At 70.2% G+C, this 22364-nt stretch carries 17 protein-coding genes and 1 pseudogene; 13 read left to right on the forward strand and 5 right to left on the reverse strand.

The window, feature by feature from the left end:
- Positions 1-73: 73 nt before the first annotated feature.
- The 3 genes from alr (at position 74) to rimI (ending at position 3141) form a co-directional block, all read left to right on the forward strand.
- Positions 74-1354, forward strand: a complete 1281-nt coding sequence (gene alr / locus WME90_RS37970; RefSeq protein WP_437276963.1) for an alanine racemase — start codon at positions 74-76, stop codon at positions 1352-1354.
- Between the two features lie 69 nt (positions 1355-1423).
- The gene (locus tag WME90_RS37975; protein WP_437276964.1) at positions 1424-2620 is read left to right on the forward strand and encodes a vWA domain-containing protein; all 1197 of its coding nucleotides are present in this window, start codon (positions 1424-1426) and stop codon (positions 2618-2620) included.
- Positions 2617-3141, forward strand: coding sequence for a ribosomal protein S18-alanine N-acetyltransferase (gene rimI, locus WME90_RS37980; protein ID WP_437276965.1), 525 nt, complete (start codon positions 2617-2619; stop codon positions 3139-3141). The genes WME90_RS37975 and rimI overlap by 4 nt, the downstream gene beginning before the upstream one ends.
- Positions 3142-3156: 15 nt before the next feature.
- Here the strand turns inward: rimI and tssM are convergent, their stop codons facing one another.
- Both tssM and WME90_RS37990 read right to left on the reverse strand, forming a co-directional pair.
- Positions 3157-6114, reverse strand: a complete 2958-nt coding sequence (tssM, locus tag WME90_RS37985) for a type VI secretion system membrane subunit TssM (RefSeq protein WP_437276966.1) — start codon at positions 6112-6114, stop codon at positions 3157-3159.
- 49 nt (positions 6115-6163) lie between these two features.
- Positions 6164-6856: a hypothetical protein gene (locus WME90_RS37990; RefSeq protein ID WP_437283714.1), complete on the reverse strand. Its 693-nt coding sequence runs from the start codon at positions 6854-6856 to the stop codon at positions 6164-6166.
- 373 nt (positions 6857-7229) lie between these two features.
- Here WME90_RS37990 and WME90_RS37995 point away from each other — a divergent pair, with 373 nt between their 5' ends.
- Positions 7230-7967 carry a metallophosphoesterase family protein gene (locus WME90_RS37995; protein ID WP_012239864.1) on the forward strand — a complete coding sequence of 246 codons (738 nt, stop codon included), beginning with the start codon at positions 7230-7232 and terminating at the stop codon, positions 7965-7967.
- Positions 7968-8149: 182 nt separating this feature from the next.
- Here the strand turns inward: WME90_RS37995 and WME90_RS38000 are convergent, their stop codons facing one another.
- Both WME90_RS38000 and rpoZ read right to left on the reverse strand, forming a co-directional pair.
- The gene (locus WME90_RS38000) at positions 8150-9016 is read right to left on the reverse strand and encodes a class I SAM-dependent methyltransferase (protein ID WP_437276967.1); all 867 of its coding nucleotides are present in this window, start codon (positions 9014-9016) and stop codon (positions 8150-8152) included.
- Between the two features lie 117 nt (positions 9017-9133).
- On the reverse strand, positions 9134-9376 hold the full coding sequence (rpoZ, locus tag WME90_RS38005) for a DNA-directed RNA polymerase subunit omega (protein ID WP_436615503.1): 243 nt from the start codon (positions 9374-9376) through the stop codon (positions 9134-9136).
- A gap of 191 nt (positions 9377-9567) precedes the next feature.
- Between rpoZ and pyrH the strand changes: the two genes are divergently transcribed.
- The 3 genes from pyrH to WME90_RS38020 all read left to right on the forward strand — a co-directional run bounded on the left by pyrH (position 9568) and on the right by WME90_RS38020 (position 12760).
- Positions 9568-10329: a UMP kinase gene (pyrH, locus tag WME90_RS38010; RefSeq protein ID WP_437276968.1), complete on the forward strand. Its 762-nt coding sequence runs from the start codon at positions 9568-9570 to the stop codon at positions 10327-10329.
- Between the two features lie 132 nt (positions 10330-10461).
- A complete protein-coding gene (locus tag WME90_RS38015; RefSeq protein WP_437276969.1) occupies positions 10462-11532 on the forward strand; it encodes a peptidylprolyl isomerase in 1071 nt (356 codons plus the stop codon).
- Complete coding sequence (locus WME90_RS38020; protein WP_437276970.1) at positions 11519-12760, forward strand: KamA family radical SAM protein; 1242 nt, start codon at positions 11519-11521, stop codon at positions 12758-12760. The genes WME90_RS38015 and WME90_RS38020 overlap by 14 nt, the downstream gene beginning before the upstream one ends.
- 9 nt (positions 12761-12769) lie before the next feature.
- Here WME90_RS38020 and WME90_RS38025 read toward each other — a convergent pair whose 3' ends face one another.
- Positions 12770-15430 carry a protein kinase domain-containing protein gene (locus WME90_RS38025; RefSeq protein ID WP_437276971.1) on the reverse strand — a complete coding sequence of 887 codons (2661 nt, stop codon included), beginning with the start codon at positions 15428-15430 and terminating at the stop codon, positions 12770-12772.
- 672 nt (positions 15431-16102) lie between these two features.
- Here WME90_RS38025 and WME90_RS38030 point away from each other — a divergent pair.
- The 6 genes and pseudogenes from WME90_RS38030 to WME90_RS38055 form a co-directional block, all read left to right on the forward strand.
- Positions 16103-16198, forward strand: a pseudogene (locus WME90_RS38030) (hypothetical protein); the annotation flags it as partial.
- 64 nt (positions 16199-16262) lie between these two features.
- Positions 16263-16721 (forward strand): carboxyl transferase domain-containing protein, encoded by a 459-nt coding sequence (locus WME90_RS38035; protein WP_437283715.1) that lies wholly within the window; start codon positions 16263-16265, stop codon positions 16719-16721.
- 424 nt (positions 16722-17145) lie between these two features.
- Positions 17146-17688, forward strand: coding sequence for a hypothetical protein (locus WME90_RS38040; RefSeq protein ID WP_437276972.1), 543 nt, complete (start codon positions 17146-17148; stop codon positions 17686-17688).
- A 732-nt stretch (positions 17689-18420) separates the two neighbouring features.
- Positions 18421-21207, forward strand: a complete 2787-nt coding sequence (locus tag WME90_RS38045; RefSeq protein WP_437276973.1) for an Rne/Rng family ribonuclease — start codon at positions 18421-18423, stop codon at positions 21205-21207.
- A 6-nt stretch (positions 21208-21213) separates the two neighbouring features.
- Positions 21214-21576 (forward strand): PilZ domain-containing protein, encoded by a 363-nt coding sequence (locus tag WME90_RS38050; protein ID WP_437276974.1) that lies wholly within the window; start codon positions 21214-21216, stop codon positions 21574-21576.
- A 17-nt stretch (positions 21577-21593) separates the two neighbouring features.
- The gene (locus WME90_RS38055) at positions 21594-22337 is read left to right on the forward strand and encodes a riboflavin synthase (protein ID WP_437276975.1); all 744 of its coding nucleotides are present in this window, start codon (positions 21594-21596) and stop codon (positions 22335-22337) included.
- Positions 22338-22364 lie beyond the last annotated feature (27 nt).

Below are 22364 nucleotides of genomic sequence, written 5' to 3' on the forward strand. Positions count from 1 at the left end.
TGCCTCACCTTGTCGCACCAAGATGGCCGGGAATCTTGACCCGCGATCGAGCGTAGAGCTATCGGCGTACACGATGTCCGCTTCGCACGCGCCCAAAGAGCTCAGCAGCACGACTCCTGATCGCAACGGCACGGCGTCGCCCCTCGAGGGGCTCGGAGCGAGCGCAGGCCCCATGCGGGTGCTGCGGCCACGGCGAGCGGCGCCTGCAGACGCCGTGCGGCCGACCCGCGCAGAGGTGAACCTCGCGCACCTGCGGCACAACCTCCGGGTCCTCGAGCGAGGGCTTACCGGCGCGAAGAAGCCGCAGATCTGGGGCGTGCTCAAGGCCGATGCGTACGGCCATGGAGCGCCCGCCGTCGCACGGACGCTCGAGCGAGCCGGGATCCCCGGCCTGTGCGTCGCGTTGCTCGAGGAGGCCATCGAGCTGCGAGACGCCGGCATCCGGCTGCCCATCCTCGTCATGGGCGGCTACTACGGCCCGCGCCGCGACGGGTTCGAGGAGATCATCGCGCGCGATCTCGTGCCCGTCGTCTACGACGCCGGCCAGATCGAGCGCCTCGCGAACGTGGTGCGGATCGAGCAGCGCGGTCGCGTCGGCGTCCATCTCAAGGTCGACACCGGCATGGGGCGGCTAGGTGCCGCCAGCTCGGAGCTCGATGCGGTGTTCGCGGCGCTCGCCGAGCACCCGGAGGTGAGGCTCGACGGGCTCATGACCCACCTCGCCTGCGCGGACGCCGACGATCTCGGCGTGACCATCGAACAGATGCGCCTCTTCGGCGAGATCGAGCAGCGGGCGCAGCGGTTCGGCCTCACGCCGCGGGTGCGGCACGCCTCGAACAGCGCGGCGATGCTGCGCCTCCCTGACGCGTGGCTCGACATCGTCCGCCCGGGGGTCGCGCTCTTCGGAATATCGCCGTGCGCAGGGCTGGCGCCCGACCTCAAGCCCGTCATCCGGGTGCGCAGCGAGATCGTCGCGCTGCGCACGATCGCGAAGGGCGACAGGATCGGCTACGGGCACACCTGGCAAGCCTCCCGCGAGAGCGTCGTGGCCACGGTGCCGATGGGGTACGCCGACGGCCTGAGCCGCCAGCTGTCGAACCGCGGGGCCGCCCTCGTGCGCGGTCAACGCGCGCCGATCGCGGGGACCGTGTCGATGGATCTCACGATGCTCGACGTGACGGATGTGCCGGGAGCGCGCTTGGGGGACGAGGTGGTGTTCCTCGGAACACAGGACGGGCCGCTCGGGCGCGCCACGATCAGCGCGGAAGAAATCGCGGGGCTCACGGGGACGATCGCCTGGGAGGTGCTGACCAGCATCTCCCGCCGCGTACCCAGGTTCTACCGAGAGCCCTGAGCGCGGGCGGCGGCGCTGGCCACCCGCGCTGGCGCGGCCGGCGCGAACGGGCGTGGTACGCTGCTCGCCATGAAGACGGCCGTGGAGCAGCGGGCCGGCGCCTGGTGCGTGCTCTTCTACGTCGGAGCTGCGCTCGCGCTCGGCGGCGCGGCGATGACCGCATGCGAGGACGACGACCCGAAGCAGCGTCCACGCAGCGGCAACGGTCAGGGGACGCAAGAGCCGGAGGAGGGGTTCGACCCGGGCACCGAAGGCCCGAGCGGACCGCCGGCCGCGGACGCGGGTGGGCTCTGCGGCAACCGGATCCACCAGGTGGAGATCTCCGAAGCGCCGAACATCTACTTCGTCCTCGATGCGTCGGGCAGCATGCTCAGCCCAGCGTCGTCGCGCGAGACCCGGTACGACCGGGTGCATGAGGCCGCGGTCGACCTCGTGCGCAACCTGGGTCCGCTGATCAACGTCGGCGCCGCCGTATTCCCGCTGGACGCGACCGACGAGGCGCCGTGCAGACCGGGTGGCGAGGTGTTCCCTGTCACGCCGGGCGCCCCCTTCGCGGAGAGACAGGAAGGCTCCACGACGACCTCGCGGTTCCGCTCGGCGACGCGGGTCGAGCCCCTCGGCGGGACGCCTACCGCGGCGACCCTCGCGGCGCTGACGCCGAGGCTCGTCGAGCTCCCTGGCAAGACGATCGTCGTGCTCGCGACCGACGGCGGTCCGAACTGCAACGGCTCGGCGACGTGCGACGCCGACGAGTGCATCGCCAACATCGAGCAGCAATGCCCCGAGGAGAACTGCTGCGCGCTCTCGGGCCTCTCGGGCCCCGAAGGGTGCCTCGATCGCGACGACACGGTCGCCGCGATCGAGCGGCTCGCGGCGAGCGGGATCGAGGTCTATGTCGTCGGCATCCCCGGGAGCGAGTTCTACGGCGATGTCCTCGACCGGATGGCGCTCGCCGGCGGCGCGGCGCAGTTCGTGAGCCCGTTCTACTTCAAGGTGGACAACCTCGACACGCTGGGGAACGTCCTCTCGAAGATCGCCAGCATCGTCATTTCCTGCGAGTTCGATCTCGTCGACCCGCCTCCCGAGGAGGGCCAGACCAACGTCTACCTGGACGACAAGCTGGTCGCCTACGACCCGGAGAACGGCTGGCGATGGAAGTCTCCCGCGGTCGTCGAGCTCCTCGGGGAAGCGTGCGCGAAGCTCAAGAGCGGACGGGTGGGACAAGTCCAGATCGTCTCCGGCTGTCCCACGGAGGTGGCGAGGTGAAGCGCGATGCAACGAAGAGCTCGGTGTCGTTGAGCCAGCTGACGGCCGACTCCGCGGATGACGCTGCGCTCGACGAGATCGACGCGGTCGCGTCCGCGGCCTTCGACGTGCCGCAGTTCTCCGCGCGAGAGGAGCTGCGCCGCCCGTGGACGCGATGCTGGGTCGCGCGCGAGGACCGGCGCGCGCTCGCCTTCCTCATCGCGTGGCACGTGGCGGACGAGCTGCACGTGCTCAACGTGGCCACCTGCCCCGCCGCGCAACGCCGCGGGCTCGCGACGGCGTTGATGAACCGGTCGCTCGAGTATGCGCAGCAGCAGCAAGTGCGGCTGATCCTGCTCGAGGTGCGCCGCTCGAACCGAGCAGCGATCCGGCTCTACCGGAAGCTCGGCTTCACGGCGATGGGGGTACGCCCCCGGTACTACAGCGACAACGATGAGGATGCGATCGAGATGGTGCTCACGCTCGATCCGACGACCGGCGCAGTGGAGCCGGGCCGCGACGAGATCCGCATCGAGATCTGATCTGCGCCGGGCAGCTCAGCGCTGACCTGCAGCAGGCGCCGCGGGAAAGCGAGACGTCGCGGAGAGCGGCGGCAGCCGCGCCGCGACCACCTGCATCGGGGTCAGCAAGAGCGGCCGGAGCAATGTCTTGGCCCGCTCGTCGAAGGGCTGGAGGAGGGCGTCCGCCTGCCGCATCGCATCGACCAGCCGGTCCGCCATGAGGCGCGCGTCGACGTTGGGGTTCAGATCCTCGAGGCGCTGGATCTCGTCGCGAAGCGAGCTGAGCAACGAGAGGTACCTCGCCAGGGGCGTGTCCGTGATCGGCGCCGAGCCGCTCGGCGCCGCCGGCACGCCGAACTCGACGGTCCGCTTGAACTCGTCCGGGACCGAGCTCGGCCGGTTTCGTATGAGCTTCACGTTGACGGGGATCTGCATCCTCGTCTTCTGCTGGATCTTCCTCTCGAGGTGCTCCTTCCCCCGCTTGGCCAGGGCCGAGTCCTCGATCACGCTGCGATCGCGCTTCCACTGCGTGTTGTCCTCGAGAGCGCGGATGATGCGGAGGTACGGGTAGTCCGCCTGGGTGAGCGCCTGGTAGGTCTCCTTCGCTTCCTTCAGGTTGGCCGGGACCCGCACGGTGAGATCCGCCATCCAGTCGTTCCACTGCGCGATGTAGCTGGCGTCGTAGTCGGCCGCGAGGCCGTCGAGGTTCTTGTTGATCGAGGCTTCCTCGCCGGGCGCGAGGTCCACGACCCACCTCTCAGCCATCAAGCTGTCGGCGCCGCTCTCGAGCCTCTCGAGCACCGCGAAGTGCCCCCGCTCGGTGTACGGCCCGTCCACTTCCTTCCAGCGCTTCTCCTTCGCGTACAGCTTGCTGCTGATGATCTTCAGCACGCCGGCGCGGTCGGAGAACATGTCGCCGAGCGTCAGCGGAGGGTACTTGCGGTTGGCGCGGCTGTTGTCACCCGTCTCGTCGTACTTCTCCTCGATGATCGAGTTGACGAAGAAGTCGTAGTAGCGCTTCCGCGGGGGCACGGCCTGGAGCGTCGAGCGCACGCTCGCGACCAGATCCTCCTTGCGCGCGATGGGCGTGACCCTCTTCTCCTTGATGAGCGACAAGTAGTACTCGACGTGCCGTTCGAGCTGCTTCTTCAGCTCGGTCTCGTTGATGTTCGAGGTCGGCCGGAGCACCTCGGCCCAGAGCGAGGTGAACCTGTCCTTCGCCCACGCGACGTCGAGGTGCTCGACGTCGCTCAGCATCAGGTACAGCTTGAGGTCGTTCCGCTCGCGGAGATAGTGATCTCCCTTCGCGAGCTTGAGGCGATCCTCGAGCCGCTGCTTGCACGGGATCACGAAGCCGTTCTGGAGGCTCGCGACGTAGGCGTGCACGAGCGGCGGGTACACCGTCTCGCCCTGAAACATCGTCCACCCCATCCCGGCCGGCGGGCCCTCCTCGCGCGCCTTGTCGATCTCCTGCAGCCGGTCCAGCGCAGGCCGCAGCGCGGCGAGCTTCTCCGAGAGGGGTCGCGTGTCCTCCCATCGGAGCGCGCTGACGGCGCGCGCGTCCGCCTCGACGTCGCTCAGGAACTTGCGGTTGTTGGAGAACGACACCACGCTGGGGATCGCGAGGATGACCCCGAGCGTCGCGGCGGCCGCGCTGATCGCGCCGCGAACGATGCGCTGACGTCGGATCTCGCTCGCGCTCCGCGCGGCGATGTCCCCGTCCGGGAAGACGACGTTCATGAACACGTCGTGGAGGAAGTAGCTCTTCGACTCCACGTTCTGCTGCGCCGCGGCCTCGTGCGTGCGGATCCCCATCGCCTGGCCCATGCGCTGGAGCACGCGGTCGAGCGGCCTGCCCTCCTGCGTGCCGCTCGTGAAGTAGAAGCCGCGAAAGATGGGCGTCCCCTGGAACGCGTTGACCATGAAGACGGTCGAGACCAGATCGGAGAGGTTCCGCCGGATGCCCGAGAACTCGAGCGGGAACTGGTAGACGCGCTCGCGCACCTCACGGCTGCGCTCCATCACGAGCCGCTTCAGCGAGCGGCCGTGGATCTGCTTTGCCAGGGCGTCGAACTCGGCGTCGAAGAGCCTCCCCGGGTCGGCCTTGTCGGCGCTCAGCTTGAGCGTCGCTCCCCACGCCTGCGCGCGGTCGCTCTTGCGCATGTCGCCGAAGAACTCCGAGAAGCCCGCGATGAGATCGCACTTCGTGAACAGGAGGTACACCGGCAGCACCATGTGGAGCTGCGTCATCACCTCGTCGATGCGCGCGCGGAGCTTCTTTCCCATCAGCTCGATGTGCTGCTCGTTCGCGTCGATGAGATCCGCCACGCTCACGGCGACGAGGATGCCGTTGAGCGGACGGCGAGCGCGGTGCTTGAGGAGCATCTGGAGGAACGCGATCCACTCCTCGTGGTCGTCTTGCTCCGTCGTGTAGCGCCCCGCGGTGTCGAGCAGGATCGCCTCGTTGGTGAACCACCAGTCGCAGTTCCGCGTCCCGCCGACGCCGCGGACGCCGCCGCCGTTGCTCGGGTGTGCGTACGGGAAGACGAGGCCGGAGTGCTTCAGCGCGGTCGTCTTCCCCGCCCCGGGCGGGCCGATGATGACGTACCAGGGGAGCGAGTAGAGCGCGGCGCTCCCGTGCTCCTTCCCCTTGCCGAGCTTCGAGCTCTTCAGGGCGCTGATGCCGCCCTGGACCTGCCGCTGGAGCTCCTGGATCTCGGCGCGGCGCTCGGGCCGCGCGTTGAGCGCCTGCTGCGCCCCTTGCTGGACGATGGCCCGCTCGAGCGCGGACGCGGCGCGGCGCGCGTTGAGGCGGCGGTACACGAAGAGCGCGATCGCGGAGAGCGCGATGACGACGCTCGTGGCGATCGGGATCGCGGAGGGCAGGTCGAACGTGAAGTACGCCGCCCAGGAGATGAGGAACAACAGCCCGAAGAGGACCCACAGCACGTCAGCGACGATACCACCGGTCGCCGCTGGCGGAGCACGTCCCACGCGGTGCCGCCGAGCGAGCGTCAGCGGCCCGCACGCGGCGATACCCGCGTCAGCCGCCGCCGCGCTCGTAGTCGCCGGGTCCGAGCGCGGCGTCGGTGTCCTCGCCCGCGGCGAGCCGACGCGAACGGATCGCGTCCACGGCGATGTCGATCACCTCGAGCCGCGTCGACGGGGCGTAGTATTCGTCTTCCGAGACCGACGGCAGCTCCGCGAGCCTGGCCGCGACCGCCTCACGATCGTCCTCTTCCAGCTCCAGCGCCGCCGGATCGCCGCTCAGCGAGTCCTCCGCCAGGTCCAGCGCGGCATCGGCCCGATGTCCGCGCGTGAGCGCGTCGCGCACGAAGAGGACCGGGCTGAACGCGAGGTAGACCGATCCGAACTGCACCTGCCAGTAGGTCGGATCTTCGCCATCCATGCGCCACCACGACGCGTGCCGGCGCCGGATCACCTCGCCGAAGTAAGCGCCAGCCATGTGCGCGACCACCGGCAAGGTTTCGGCCCGCTCCGAGGTCGCCCTGCGCGCCTGCTCGAGGTAGTGGTCGAGCACGGGTAAGGTCTCCGGCCGATAGTCAAGCCGTACGCCGAGGGCGCGCTCCACAAACCGTACGCACCCCTCGGCGAGATCCTCCACGGTGGACGGCGGGGGTGCGGCAGCTTCGACAGCGGTAGCGGACAGCGCAGACTCGGCCGGCCGCTCCGCAGAAATCGGAGAGGTGCCTGCACCGTTCTGTTTGGTATTCATGGGCTCCACGCTATTCTTCTCCGGTGCGGGTGGCCGCTCGTCAACGTGGTCGTGCTGGGAGCACGTCGGCAAGCTCCGCAAGGAATGGGGCGGGCCCTCGCCCCTCCTCTGCAAGCTCCCGGATCCAGCGGAAGCACGAGCAGCCGGAGCCGACAAAGCTGTTACATCTGACGGAACCGACGGACCTGACGGAGCTGATGAAGCTGATGGAACCGACGGCTCCGACGGAGCCTAGGGCACAATTCCGACGGGCCGGACAAACCGAACGAACCGGACGAACAAACAACGCTCAGCGCCGGCCCATCCGTGGAACCGGGTTTGAATTCCTAACGGAAGTCGAGGCCTTCGTGCTAAGCTCCGCCCTCGCGTCGAAATGAGACTCGGGATTTTCAGCGATACGCACGCCAACTACGAGGCGCTCAGCGCTGTGCTCGAGTCCTACCGCCACGAACGTATCGACGTTTACTATTGCCTCGGAGATACGGTCGGCTACGGCGGTTCGCCGAACGAGTGCGCCGATCTCGTCCGCAAGGTGGCCAAGAAGACCATCCTCGGCAACCACGACGCGGCCGTCGCGGGCCGGATGGACTACTCGTACTACTACGAGGCTGCCCGGCAGGCGCTCGACACCCACGCTGCGATGCTGTCCTCCGAGAACGCGGCCTGGCTCCGGAGCCTGACGTACCAGGAGAAGTTGACGGACATCAACGTCGACCTCTGTCATGGCTCGCCCGTCCGGCTCGAAGAGTTCGAGTACATCTTCGCCCCCGAGCAGGCGCGCGAGTGCCTCCCCATGTGGAACGAGCTCGGTCACATCACGCTGATCGGCCACTCCCACCTCTGCAAGGTGTTCGCGCTCACGCCGAACAGCGTCGAGGAGCTCCCCGCGGTGGACTTCCAGCTCGAGCAGGGTCGCAAGTACATCGTGAGCGTCGGGTCCGTGGGACAGCCGCGGGACTACGACAACCGCGCGAGCTACACGGTCTACGACAGCGACACCAAGCGCTTCGAGTTCAAGCGCGTCGAGTACGACATCGAGACGGCGGCGGAGAAGGTGCTGCGCGCCAAACTCGAGCGCAACTTCGCCCACCGGCTCTACATCGGGGTCTGACGCTCCGGACGACCGAGGCATCTGGCGCGCGCTCGACGCGGCAGGGCCAGGGGGACACGCGCCGATACGCGGCCCCGTCGCGCATGGCGCGATGCCGACCGGACGCCCTCATGAGGCGTGGCCGCACCAGGTGCTGGCAGCCTCAGGGCGTTCGTGCCGGCGCCGCGCGCTCCGCAGCCGTCCTAATGTCCAGGGCGGCCGAGCCGAGCAGAGCGGCGTGGCCGGCAGTGATAGACCAGCATGCTCGTCTGGTTGTCAGGGGGCTCCGCGGAAAAATCGCCGCGGAGCTCCGTGATCTCGAAGCCGTTGTAGTGGAGCAAGGCTTCGAGCTCCTGCGGGTAGAACTGACGATGGGCGAGCGGAGTCATCCAGCGCTCGCCACCGTCGACGGGCGAGAACTCCATGGAAACGAAGAGGATCTGCCTGACCTTGTCGTAGTCGAAGCGCTCCGTGTACCGGACAAACTCGCCAGGGCCATCCTTCGCGGGGTACCGGAACCGCGGCGTGGCGTAGGCGCGATCCGGATCGCGCGCGAGCTCTGCCGGCTCGGGCATGGAAACGTCGAAGACGAGCTCGCCCCTGGGCGTCAGATGCTCGCGCGCCCGCGCGAGGAACCGCTCGACGTCCGCGCGGGTGTACAGGTGCAAGAAGGCGTTGAACGGGCAGATCACGAGGGGAAAGCGGCGCCGGAGCCGCAGCGCCCGCATGTCGCCCCGCCGGAGGCTCACGAGGGAGGAGACACCGCGCGGCTCCCGTCCGAGCTGCTCGCGCAGATCGGCGAGCATCGGCGCGGACAGGTCCACACCGGTGGTCTGGACCCCCGCCCTCGCGAGAGGCAGCGTGATCCGCCCGTTACCGCAGCCGTACTCGAGCACCGGCCCCGCCGACGCGACGGCGAGGTCGACGTAGTAGCGGACGTCGTCCTTACGGCGCGCATACGTCTTCGAGTAATACGCCGGATCTTCGTAATGAGCCGCCGTACCCGCTTCGAGCTCCGGATCGCGGCGCTGGCCGGAGCCCGAAGCGCGCGCCGGCCGCCCAGTGCCCATCCCGCTCATGCGAAGCAACAGATCAAGCGCAGCGCTGTCACGGTGACGGGAGCGAGCTGCGGAACGAGGCCCCGACGGAGGCGCGCATCACCGGAGGCGCGCTCTTCCGATGCGCCATCAGCGCTGGCCGCCAGCGTTCATCTGCTGGAGCCACTCGGACACGACCTCGTGGGAGCTCCGGTGGAAGTGCACCTTGCCCGCCGCGATCTCTCGGAGGCTGGTCACGGCAGGCTTGTTCTTCGTCTTCACGAGAGCGTCCGCGCCCTTCATGAGCTGCCGCGTCCGGTTGGCCGCGAGCACGACGAGAGCGAAACGGTTTTCCTCGCGCTCGAGGCAGTCTTCCACAGTCACACGCGCCATAGGGGGGCCGAGAGTAGCGCCCTGCTCCGGCAAGCGCAAGGTACATGCCGCTCGGCGGTCTTTCCTCGTGCTTCCTCGTGCCTCGTGCGCTCGCCATCGTGATCGTGCGGCGCGCCCGCTGCTGCTTCGCCCGCTCGATGGCTCACGTTGCTCGTTGCCCTCCACGCAGGTCCCGACTACGAGGTGCCCCCGTGGGCGCTGACCAGGACTCTCTCCTTCCCCCTCCCCCTCGTCCGGCCCCCGGGCTGAAGTACCGCCGCATCGTGCTCAAGCTGAGCGGCGAGGCGCTCTGCGGCGAGGAAGGGGGCTTCGGCATTCGCCCCGAGACGCTCCACCACGTGGCCGGCGAGGTCGCCGAGCTCCAGCGGATGGGGGTGCAGATCGGGGTCGTCGTGGGCGGCGGCAACATCTTCCGCGGGCTGAAGGGCGCGAGCGCGGGGATGGACCGCTCCCAGAGCGACTACATGGGCATGCTCGCGACCGTCATCAACGCGCTCGCCCTGCAGGACGCGCTCGAGAAGACCGGCGTGCCGACGCGCGTGATGACCGCGATCGAGATCCGGCAGGTCGCCGAGCCGTACATCCGCCGCAGGGCGATGCGGCACCTGGAGAAGGGCAGCATCGTCATCTTCGCCGCGGGCACGGGCAACCCGTTCTTCTCGACCGACACGGCGGCGGCGCTGCGGGCCATGGAGATCCAGGCGCAGGCGCTGTTCAAGGCGACCAAGGTCGAGGGCATCTACGACCGCGATCCCGTGCGCCACGAGGGCGCGCAGATGTTCGCGCACCTGAGCTACGACCGCTTCCTCGCCGACAGGATCGGGGTCATGGACTCGACGGCGGTCACGCTCTGCCGCGAGAACAAGATGCCCATCCGGGTGTTCAAGCTCATGACCCGCGGCAACATCCTCCGCGTCTGCAGGGGCGAAGAGATCGGCACGATCGTCGATTGAGCGCGCGTTCGAGCGCTCCGCGCGAGCGGCGAGCCGTGACGTCGGCCGATGTGCCGGCCGGAGCGGGGCGCCGCGACCTCGAGCCACGATGAAACCGTGCTAGACCCCGAGCCAGCAATGACCCGAGCTCCGGTGCGCCGACCCCTGCTCGCCATCTCGATCGTCTCGATCGTCGCGCTCGTCGCGAGCTGCGACGAGCCCGCGCTCCAGGTCCCCTCGGACGCGGGGAGTCCGGTGTTCGGTCTGACGGCCGACCAGTCGGCGCGCGTGCTCGCGAAGGTCGGGGACAGGGTGATCACCCTGGGCGACTTCGGCAGGACGCTGGAGCGAATGGATCAGTTCGATCGGCTCCGGTACCAGACAAAGGAGCGGCGCCGCGAGCTGCTCAGCGAGATCATCGACGCGGAGCTGCTCGCGCTGGAAGCGCGGCGCCGGGGCCTCGAGAAGGACTCCGCGGTCGAGGACGCGATCCGGCAGATCCTCCGCGAGGCGATGATCGCCCAGGCGCGAAGGGGCCTGCCCGCGCCGGCCGACATCCCCGCGTCCGAGGTGCGCGCGTACTACGAGGCGAACGCCGACAAGTTCATCGAGCCCGAGCGGAGGCGCGTCGCCGCCATCGTGGTCGGCGACAAAGCGCTCGGGGAGAAGGTCCTGAAGGAGGCGCAGAAGGCCGGGAGCAACAGCGCGTGGGGTGAGCTCTTCCTCAAGCACTCGCTCACGGCGCCGAAGGACAAGAGCGCGGCCCCGCCGCTCGACCTCGCGGGAGAGCTCGGCATCGTCGGCCCGCCCGGAGATCAGCGCGGCGCCCACCCCCGCGTCCCGGAGCCGGTCCGCGAGGCCGCCTTCCGCATCGGCAGCGTGGGCGCCGTCGGCGAGCAGCTCGTCGAGGCCGACGGACGGTTCTTCGTCGTCCGCCTGAGCGGGCTCACCGGCGGGCACCGGCGCGAGCTCGCGGAGGCCGAGCGCTCGATCCGGGTCGCGCTCCTCCAGCAGAAGATGCAGGACCAAGAGCGCGCTCTCGAGGACGAGCTGCGGAAGAAGTTCCCCGTCGAGATCAACGAGGCGGCGCTCTCCTCGGTCAAGCTCCCGGAGCAGCTCGTGCAGCCCGGAAGCGCGGCGCAGCCTGATCCCGCGAAGCCCCGCACGCCGCAGCCGGAGCAGGCCGGCGACGCCGCGGCACCGTCGAGCAATGCCGGCAAGTAGCGAGCTCGTCGCCGCCGCGCGGCTCGCCCGGCGACCCAGCTTGGGCGAGGAAGGCGCGAGCGCCCGCGCCATCGCGCTGCCGGAGCGCCCAGGGCCGCTCGCCGCGAGCGAGCAGCAGGGAGCGCGACCAGCCGGCGCGAAGGCGCGGAAGAGCGACTGGACCTGGCAGCTGCGCCACGCGCTCTCGAGCGCCGACGAGCTCCACCGGGCGCTGTCGCTCACGACGGAGGAGCTCGCTGGCGCGAGGCGCGCTGAAAAGGCCGGGCTGCCCATCCGCGTTACCCCCTATTACCTGAGCCTCTGCGACAAACACGATCCGGCGTGCCCGATCCGCCGGCAGTGCGTGCCGCTCGCGGACGAGGCCACCGAGGTGCCCGGCGATCTGGCCGATCCCCTCGGCGAGGTCGCGCACGAGGTCGCCCCCCACCTCGTGCAGCGGTACCCGGATCGCGCGCTGCTGCTCGCGACCGATCGCTGCGCCGTCTACTGCCGCTTCTGCACCCGCTCGCGCATGGTCGGCGACGGCGGCGGCGCGGTGGCGCTCGATCGCCTCGCGCCGGCGATGGCGTACCTCGAGGCGCACCCGGAGGTGCGCGACGTCATCGTGAGCGGGGGCGATCCCCTGGCCGTCTCGACGGACCGCGTCGTGCGGCTCATCGCTCGGCTGCGGCAGATCCCGAGCGTGGAGACGATCCGGCTCGCGACGCGCGTGCCGGTCACGCTGCCGCAGCGGATCACCGCAGAGCTCGTGCGCGCGCTCAAGCCGTACCACCCGCTCTGGGTGATGACGCACTTCAACCACCCGAAGGAGCTCACGCCCGCCGCCGAGCGCGCCTGCAAGCGCCTCGCGGACCACGGCTTCCCCGTCATGAACCAGACCGTGCTGCTGCGCGGCATCAACGACGACGCGACGACGCTGGCCTCGCTCTTCCGGGGTCTCGTGCGCTGGCGGGTGCGGCCCTATTACCTGCTCCAGATGGACCCCGTGCGTGGCACGTCGCACCTGCGCACGCCGCTCGCGACCGGCGTCGCCCTCATGGAGCAGCTCCAAGGCCGGCTCACCGGCATCGCGCTGCCGAAGCTGATCGTGGATACGCCCGGCGGGATGGGCAAGGTGCCGATCGGCCCCGAGTACATCGTCGATCGCCAGCCGGGGCGCACCGTCCTCCGCACGCACCGCGGCGTCGAGGTCGAGTACGTCGACCCGCCGACGCGGCCTGATCGCTGAGCCGCCCGCTCAGCGACCGGGGCCCCGCGAGAGCGGCTTCGCGATCCGGAACGACAGGTTCAGCGCCCGCGCGATCCCGAAGAAGCGGGTGCGCGACGCGCTCCTGCACTGCTGCGAGTCCGCGGCCCAGCTCCCGGAGCGGGCGATGCGCCACCGCGGCGCGTCTCCGCCCGCGTCGGGGGTCGACTCGATCTCACCCGACGTCTCCGCCCACGATCTCTCGCCGTTCACGTCGGCGACCCACTCGCGCACGCCGCCCGCCATGTCGCGCACGCCGTAGGGCGAGGTGTCGACAGGAAAGGTCCCGACCGGCTCGGGCTGCGACAGGAAAGGCCGCGACGAGCGCATCAGACAGAACGTCGGGTCGAAGTGATCTCCCCACGGGTAGAACCGGCCGTCGGTCCCGCGAGCCGCCTTCTCCCACTCCAGCTCGGTGGGGAGCCGGACCTCGATCCCGTCGCGCTCGCTACGGAAACGGCAGTAGGCCACGGCGTCGAACCAGTCGATGAGGATGACGGGCAGGTTCCAGAGGTGCCCTTCCTCCGCCGGGAACCGCTTCTGCGCGTCGCCCTCGACCACGCTGGGCAACGGCTCCCAGCCGCCGCTGCTGGCGGGCCGCGCGACATAGCCCTCGGAGCCCCGCGTCCCGTGCGGCGCGCGCTTGAGGGCGAGATCGAGATCGCGCGTCTCGAGCTCGTTCAAGAACTCGCAATACTCGCGGAAGGTGACGGGGAACTTCGCGATCGCGACGTCGGGGACGTGGAGCTCGGCGCGGCGGAGCGGATCGTAGGCATGCGCGTCGCCGCCAGCGATGAAGGTCCCCCCCGGGATGTACACGAACCCCTCGCCGATCTCCGCGTCGGTGTAGAGGTTCACCTCGACGCGGTGGTGGGTGCCCCGCTTGAGCAGCAGCGGGTAACGCACGTCCCGGCAGCCGGCGCGCTTCAGGATGAAGAGGTAGCTGCCCGGCTTGAGGTGCACCTCGCGGAGCGGCGTGCGGCCGAGCGCGCGCTCGTCGCTCGCCACCAGGATGCGATCCTTCTCGACGTAACGGTACGCGACGACGCTCGCGCCCGGCGGCGACGAGTCGAACGAGAGGACCGCGTCGGCGGTGAGCAGCGCGGCGTAGCGGCCCACGTCGAACTCCGCCACGAGCGCCTCGTGGTAGATGCGCGCCGCGTGCTGGTGCTCCTGATCCGCCCGCACCGCGCGCGACCAGTACAGATCCGCGAGCCCGGCGCGCGCCTCGACCAGGTCCGGATCGTACGCCAGCGCCTTCGTATAGAGGTCGATCGCCTCCGCCGCGGCGCGCGCCTGCTCGCGCTCGACCCCGGCGGCCCTGTCCTCGAGCTGCCAGCCCGCCCGCTTGCGCTCGATCGCCTCGTACTCCTTCACGTCCTTCAGCAGCCGCCGCGCCTCCTCGACGAGCCGCTCGCGCTCGCTGTCGAGCCGCCGGTCACGCTCGAGCGGGGCCTTGGCGAGCTCGCAGAGCTTGATGGCCTCCTCACGACGGCGCATCCGCTCCTTGGCGCCCTCGAGGAACGCCTCCGCCTCCGCGGCGACGCGGTCGGCGGTCGGCGGCCGCTGTTCAGGATCCTTCGCGAGCATCGCGAGGCAGAGGTCCTCGAGCAGCAGCGGACAGCTCGGCGCGATCGAGCGCGGCGGCCTCGGGTCGCGCGTCTGCGTCGCGAGGATCACGGCGAGGACCGTCGGCGCGTCGAACGGGTGCTCGCCCGTGAGGATCTCGTAGAGCACCACGCCGAGCGCGAAGATGTCCGCGCGGTGATCGATCCGCGCCTGGTCCCCTCGGATCTGCTCGGGCGCGATGTAGCCAGGCGTGCCCGAGAGCGCGCTCGCGATCGCCTCGTGCCGCTTGCGCCCGAAGTCCTGCCCGCCCGGGTCGACGGAGATCGGCTCGCTCACCTCAGCCCTCGAGAGCAGCTTCGCGTTGCCCCAGTCGCCCAGGTACACCTCGCCGTAGTCGCCGAGCAGCACGTTCTCCGGCTTGATGTCGCGGTGGGCGACGCCTCGCCGGTGCGCGTAGGCCAGCGCCCTGGAGATCTGCACGAACGCGCCGATGAGCCGGACGAGCGGCCATTGCCTGCGGAGCTCGGGGTTCGTCAGCACGTTCTGCAGGCTCTGCCGCTTGACGACCCGCATGGAGTAGTAGGGCTGACCGTTGGGCAGCGTGCCCAGGTCGTAGACCGGGATGATGTTCGGGTGCTCGAGCTGCGCGGTGATCCGCGCCTCGGTCAGGAAGCGGTTGCCCACCGCGGAGTCCGCCTCGGCCCCCGGCTTCAAGGTCTTCAGCGCGACCACGCGGCCGATCTCCCGGTCGCGCGCCTTCACCACCTTCCCTGCGCCCCCGGCCCCGAGCGCCTCGCCCACCTCGTACCGGCTGCCGCCGGCGCTCACGGCGCGCGTGGCGGAGGTCGCGAGCGTCGGGAAATCGGCCACGACGTCCTCTCCTGGCAGGTCGATCTCCCGCTGCGTGTCGAAGCGCAGCGCGTCCTGGTCCTCGCTCTCCGGCGAGAGGGCGCGCGCGACGGGCGGGCTGCGGCCCTCCTGCGCGAGCAGCTCCGGCAGCGCGGCCAGCTGCTCCGGCGTGAGGATCCCCTCGAAGAGCTCCTGGGGCGTCGACGCGCCGCCGAGGGTCCATCGGCAAGCCATGTCCCAAAGGGCGTTGGGCTCGATGAGCCCTCGCGCCACGGCGGCGACGGCCAGGGCACGAGCCTCGCGAGTCTGAGCGAGCTTCACTCGAGCGACCTCTCGTCCGAAACGATCTCACCCCGCGACGCGAGGCGGAAGGCCACGCTGGGATCGTCGAGCGTAAGGCGCCTCAAGCCAGGAGCGCGGAGCGCTCCCGCGGACGATCCAGGGCTGCTGGTGACGCGGTTCCGTGCGCTTCTCACGAGGCGCCGCACGTCAGTTGCCGTGGAAGGCGACCGCTCTGCTGCCACACCGGCCCGAGCTGCCCCGTTCGAAGTCGCGGCGCGGCGGGTCCGCAGCGGCGATGACAGCCCCTGCGTCCCGGTCTTCAGATGGTCTACGTGTCGGGAATTCCTGCATTTACCATCGACGACTGAGCGCCGCCCAGGGTACGTGGTGTCCCCTCGCCCGCGCAAGAGAGTAGGGCGGCGCTGCTGGTCGAGGGCGGTCATTTTGCGTCGCAGGTCCCTCGCGCCTCGCGCCTCGCGCCTCGCGCGTTTTCGCATTGCGCACGTTTCGCACGTTCCACACGCTTCCGTTGGGCTCGCCCCGTGTCGTACCAGCTGCTGGGGTCGTCGCCGTGAGAGGGCGTCGCGCCGTCGCGCGCGGCGGGGTTTCGATGCCCCAGGGGGCATGGTAGGGCGCCCAGGGGGTCCCCGCCGCGCCGTCGAAGCTGTACGACCTCAAGCAGCCGTGCGCGCCGTGCTCGACGACGGCCGTCTCCTCGAGATCCACGAGCGCTTTGCGCAGAACATCGTGGTCGGGTTTGCCCGGATCGGGGGCGCCCATCGGGTTGGTCGCGGGCCAGCCCAGGTGCCCGCCGGCTGCCTCGACATCGAGGCGGACACGCTTTGTCCGCTTCTGGGACTGCTTCACTATCCCGCTCGTCACGTCGGTCGACGTGCCCGGCCTCCTCCCGGGGGCTCGATCAGGAACATGGCGGGATCATCGCTCATGGAGCGAAGCTCCTCTATGCGCTCGCCGGGGCGACGGTGCCCGAGAGCGCCCGCAAAACTTACGCGGCGCTTACGACGTCATGGCCTCCAAGCACCTCCGGGCCGATTACAACCTCGCCTTCCCAACGGCCGAGATCGCGGTCATGGCCCCGGAAGGCGCGGTGGGCATCGTGCACCGCGGGAGATCCAGCGCGCGGCCGTCCCGACCGACGCCCGCGCACGCTTCGTCGAGGATCACAAGGCGAAATTCGCCAACCCCTACAAGGCGGCCGAGCTCGGCTTCATCGACGAGGTGATCTCCCCGCGCGTGCTCCGCACTCGACTGGCCCGGGCCCTCTCGACATCCCGCGCGCCAGGCGCGACAAGGGCCCACCGGAGGAGCACGGGAACATCCCACTTTAGCAGAATTTTGCGACAGCTTGGAGGCGCAGAGAGCCGCGCTCAGCGACGGATCAGCCAGCAAACCGCTTAGAGCGCCTCGGCGGGTCGGTGCTGGAGCGAGCGACGCCATTGCACGGCCGATCCTGAGCGTGTAGAAACAGCTTGCGTGGCTGTTTTTCTTTGCTCTCCACGCGCGATGCTTCTCTCTGACCGACGATCTGCACAGGTGCACCCGGAGCCGGTCGCAGGAAAACGGGTGGTTTGGCAGGCATGCCGAGCGTTGGGGGGGCGCCGAGTACACGAATGAACGGTCGGTTGGGTTCTGTGGAGGTATTGAGCATGAAATCTTGGGTATTCGCTGCGTTTTTGATTTCCGGCTGCGCCCTCGTGGCCTGCGGTGACGACGGCAACCCGTCGTCGAGCAACAGCACCACCACCACGAGCAGCAGCGGGAGCAGCAGCTCCGGCGCCAGCGGCGGCAACGGCGGCGACGGCGGCAACGGCGGCGGCGCAGGCGGCGAAGGAGGCGCCGGCGGCGGAGGAGGCGCGAGCGCCACGAGCTCTTCCTCGACGGGTACCCCGACCTGTGATGAGACGACGGACACGTGCGGCCGCGACACGAATACGGGCTGCTACAAGTGCGCGATCGACGGGCCGTGCAAAGAGGTCCGCCAGGCCTGCGTGGCCAGTGACGAGTGCAAGGCCCTTGTGGTGTGTATCGCTGAGTGCGCCCAGCAGGAAGACCCGGCCACGTGCATCGAGACCTGCCGCACGGACAACGAGGCCGCGGTCGAGGCCTACGACGCCTTCATCACATGCGCTGTTTGCGAGGAGTGCGCCGACAGCTGCGATGCCGCCGGAGAGCCGGTGTGTTCCCCGTGAGCCTCTGACAACAGCAGCTCATCTCCGAAGGGGGCGCCCGATGGCCGCCCCCTTCGGCCTTTTTGTGCCAGCCGCGACGGCCGGCCCGCGTCGGCCGTCGCTGCTCGGCACCGCGGCGTAGGTCGACAGAGGACAGCGCGAGGCACGACACCGGTGGCCCGCGGGAGCAGGACGCCCGCGGGGTGCCAGCGCGGTCGATGCGCCGAGGGAACAAGGCAGCCGGACGTCGAGCGAGGGCCGGCTGGTCGCCGCCGGGCGGACGTCACCCCAGCTCGCGCGCCCCCGATCCGCCGCGCGGAGGCCTCGGCCCGGCGCTCCCGGCCAGGGCTGGGCCCAGCGGCAGGCGCCGCCGGTCCTCGGACCCCGCCAGCAGCGCCGCCGGTCCTCGGACCCCACCAGCAGCGCCCCCGGTCCTCGGACCCCGCCAGCAGCGCCCCCGGTCCTCGGACCCGCCAGCAGCGCCGCCGGTCCTCGGACCCGCCAGCAGCGCCGCCGGTCCTCGGACCCCGCCAGCAGCGCCCCCGGTCCCTCGGACGCGCCAGCAGCGCCCCCGGGCGTCTCGCTCGGGGCAGAGCGGCGGATGCGCGAGGTAGCTCACGTGCTGGCGGCCGGCCTGCCTCGGCGAACTCCGGCCCCGCGCCCCCAATCGCGCAGCGTACTCCGGGTTGCGCCTTCATGGGCCGGGCAACCCGTGGTAACGCTTGGCGGCGCCGCCGATGTGCGGCATCCGACATGGGAAAGAACCTTCTCGTCATCAATGTGGACATCCGCGAGACACGCGTCGCGCTGATCGAAAATGGGATCATCGCTGAGCTGCATCTCGAGCGGGAGAGCTCCAAGGGGACGCTCGGAAACATCTACCTCGGCAAGGTCAGCCGCGTTTTGCCCGGGATGCAGGCCGCGTTCATCGACGTGGGGCTCGAGCGAGCAGCCTTCCTGCACGTCGAGGATCTCATCCGGCCCGACGATTTCGAGGCATACCTGGCTGGGCACCGCCGGACTGCGGAGGAGGAGCGCGCCTCCTCGCGAGGCCGCGCCGCGCGCGGCAGCGAGGCGCCTGGGCCCAACGCAAGCGAGGCGCCTGAGCTATCCGGCGCCGGAGCCGCGCCCGAGAGCCCCGACCTGACAGCCGAACGCCACGAGCACCGGGAAGGAGCGGACTTCGGCGCGGAAGAAGGGTTCGAGACCGGAGGCCCGGTCGAGGCCGACGGCTCGCTCGACGAAGCGAGCGATGTGCCGATCGAGCTGCCCACGGCGCTCGACGTGCTCGGAAGCCCCTCCGGACAGGCGTTCGCCGGCGTGGGGACGATGATGACGCTCGACGAGGCCGACGACTCGGAGCCCGAGATCGACGGCGGGCACGAGCACGACGGCGCGGACGACGACGACGAGGAGCTGGTCGCGCCGGGCGGGGACAGCGACGCCGACGAGGCGAGCGCCGAGGAGTCCGGCCCCGACGAGGCGAGCGCTGACGACGACGACGATCTCGACGCGCCCGCCTACGAGATCGAGCCTGCCTCCCCGCCGCCGGAAGACACCGCGGACGCGTGGAGCGCGGCCGAAGAGCGTCCGGAGACGCTGAACACGGCGGACAGCGACGAGGCGGAGGCGCAGGAGGCGAGCGCGTCGGACGAGCCCGCCGCGCACGGCGCTGCCGGTGAGTGGCCGGCGGCAGGCCAGGAAGCGAGCGCGCCGCCTGTCCCGGAAGGCGCGGGCGCGACAGCATCCTCGGGTGATGACGTGCCGCCGGCAGCGCGGGCGCGCAGCGGGCGCGCGCGCGGACGTCGGGAGGCGCGCGTGCGCCGCTCGGGACGGACGCGCGACCGGCGCATCGACCTCGAGGGCGGCGCCGCGCTCGCGGAGGCGGCCCCCGCGGAAGCACGCGAGGGGCGCGAGGGGCGCGAAGCGCCGCGTGAGGGGCGCGAGGGCCGAGAGGGGCGCGAAGCGCCGCGTGAGGGGCGCGAGGGCCGAGAGGGACGCGAAGCGCCGCGTGAGGGGCGCCAAGCGCGCGAAGCGCCGCGTGAGGGGCGCGAGGGCCGAGAGGGACGCGAAGCGCCGCGCGAGGGGCGCGAGGGCCGAGACGGGCGCGAGGCGCCGCGCGAAGGGCGCGAGGGCCGAGACGGGCGCGAACGTGGCGGCAGAGGACAGCAGGGCGGACGCGAGGGGCGCGATCGCGAGCAACGCGGGCGCGAGCAGCGAACGCGAGAGCGCGGGCGCGAGCAGCCGCGGGAGGGCAAGGGCAAGAGCGCCGCGCGGGGCCAGCAGAGCTCGCGCAACTGGCAGAACGAGCCGCCGCGCATCTCGAAGTCGACGCCGATCCGCGAGGTCGTCCGCGAAGGGCAGGAGGTCATCGTCCAGGTCTCGAAGGAGCCGATCGGGACGAAGGGCGCCCGGGTCACGAGCCACATCTCGCTGCCCGGCCGCTATGTCGTGTACCTGCCGACGGTCGATCACATCGGGATCTCCAAGCGCATCGGCTCGGAGAAGGAGCGCTCCAGGCTGCGCGACGCCATCGAGGCGATGAAGCCTCCGCAGGGCGGCCTCATCGTACGCACGCTCGCCGAGGGCCTCACGAAGAAGCAGCTCAAGGCCGACGTCGGCTACCTCGTGCGCCTCTGGGGCGAGGTGGCGAAGAAGCGGGAGAGCGGCGTGCGGGCGCCGGCGGTGCTCTACACCGAGCTCGACCTCGTGCTGAAGACCGCTCGCGATCTCTTCACCGACGACATCGAGAAGATCGTGATCGACGACCGCGAGGAGTACATCCGGCTGCGGCGCTTCGTCGAGATGTTCATGCCCGAGCGCGCCGACGCGGTGGAGCTCTACGAGGGGACGGAGCCGATCTTCGACGCGTACGGGATCGAGGACGAGATCCAGCGCGCGCTGTCGCGGAAGGTCCCGCTGCCCTCGGGCGGGCACCTGATCATCGACCAGGCCGAGGCGCTCACCGCGATCGACGTGAACACCGGGCGCTTCGTCGGCAAGGGGTCGAAGGATCTCGAGGAGACGATCCTGACCACGAACCTGGAGGCGGTCGAGGAGATCGCCTATCAGCTCCGGTTCCGCAACATCGGCGGGCTGATCATCCTCGACCTCATCGACATGGAGCGCGCCCAGAACCGGGAGAAGGTGCGGCGCCGCCTCGAGGAGCTGCTCTCCAGGGACAAGGCGAAGACCACGCTGAACCGGATCTCCGATCTGGGCCTCATCGAGATGACGCGGAAGCGGACGCGCGAGAGCCTCGGGCGGACGATCCTCGAGCCGTGCTTCTACTGCGACGGGACGGGGCAGCTGCAATCCAAGCAGACCGTCGCCTACGAGATCCTGCGGCAGATACGGCGCGAGCGGATGAACCTGCCCGGCTACTCGGTCGTGGTCAATGCGCACCCGGCCGTGATCGACCTCCTGAAGAACGACGAGCGCATCGCCGTGCAAGAGGCGGAGCGGCTGTTCCAGCGCCGGATCGATCTCGTGCCCCGAAAGGAGTACCACCTCGAGCAGTTCGATCTGCAAGGCAGGTAAGGCGTCATGGTGGACGATCAGGGTTCTCCGGAGAGCAGCGACGCGAAGACGGGACGCAGGGAAGAGCGCGTCACCATCAACAAGGAGTTCGAGTCCTACGACGCGTTCATCAACGAGTACGTGACGAACATCTCGCGCACCGGCGTGTTCGTGCGGTCGAAGACGCCGCTCGCCGTCGGGACGAAGGTGAACCTGCGGTTCACCGTGATCATGGACGACATCGAGACGGTCGAGGGCGTCGGCGAGGTCGTGCGCGTGCACGACGATCCGCAGGGGATGGGGGTCGTCTTCACCGAGCTGTCGGGCTACTCGAAGGGGCTCATCGACAAGCTCCTGACGAGCCAGGGGCACCGCACCTCGAAGGGCTAGACAGAGGGGCTTCGGCGATGTTCACCGGGCTTGTCGAGACGATCGGGGTCCTCCGCCGCCGGAGCGGCGGCGCCGTGGCCCGCGCGCTCGTCGAGGCGGGCCTCGGGCCGCTGACGCTCGGCGAGTCCGTGAGCGTGAACGGCGCTTGCCTCACCGTCGATCGCATCGCGCCCGGCGGGTTCGAGTGCGACATGTCGGCCGAGACCCTCGACCGCACAACGCTCGGAGCGCTGCCGGTCGGCGCGCGCGTCCACCTCGAGCGCGCGACGCCGCTCGGCGCGCGGATGGGCGGGCACGTGGTGCTGGGCCACGTCGACGGGCTGGGCCGCGTCGTCGAGCAGTCCCGCGCCGGCGACGCGATCCGCCTCCGGGTGAGCGCCCCGCCCGAGCTCGCGGCGTACCTCGCTCCCAAGGGCTCGATCGCCATCGACGGCGCGAGCCTCACGCTCAACGCCGTGTCCGCGCCGGGCGCCGCCGACATCTGGTTCGACGTGATGCTGGTGCCGCACACCATCGGCCGGACTCTCCTCGGTGAGCTCCGCCCCGGCGCGGCCGTCAACCTTGAAGTCGACGTGCTCGCGCGCTACGTGGCGCGAGCGCTCGAGGTCGCATCGCTCGCCAGCGTGCAGCGCCTCTCGAGCCAAGGCGCGCGCGGCGGCGATGTCTCCGCCGAGCGCGGCGAAGAGCGCGGAAATACGGGAGAGCATGCGGATCACGACGAACGACTCCTCGCAAAGCTGCGCGCGGGGGGATTCTGGTGAGGCTCTGTCGGCCTCGAGCGGCAAGCT

The organism is Sorangium sp. So ce375 (genome assembly GCF_051473855.1).
GTDB lineage: Bacteria > Myxococcota_A > Polyangia > Polyangiales > Polyangiaceae > Sorangium.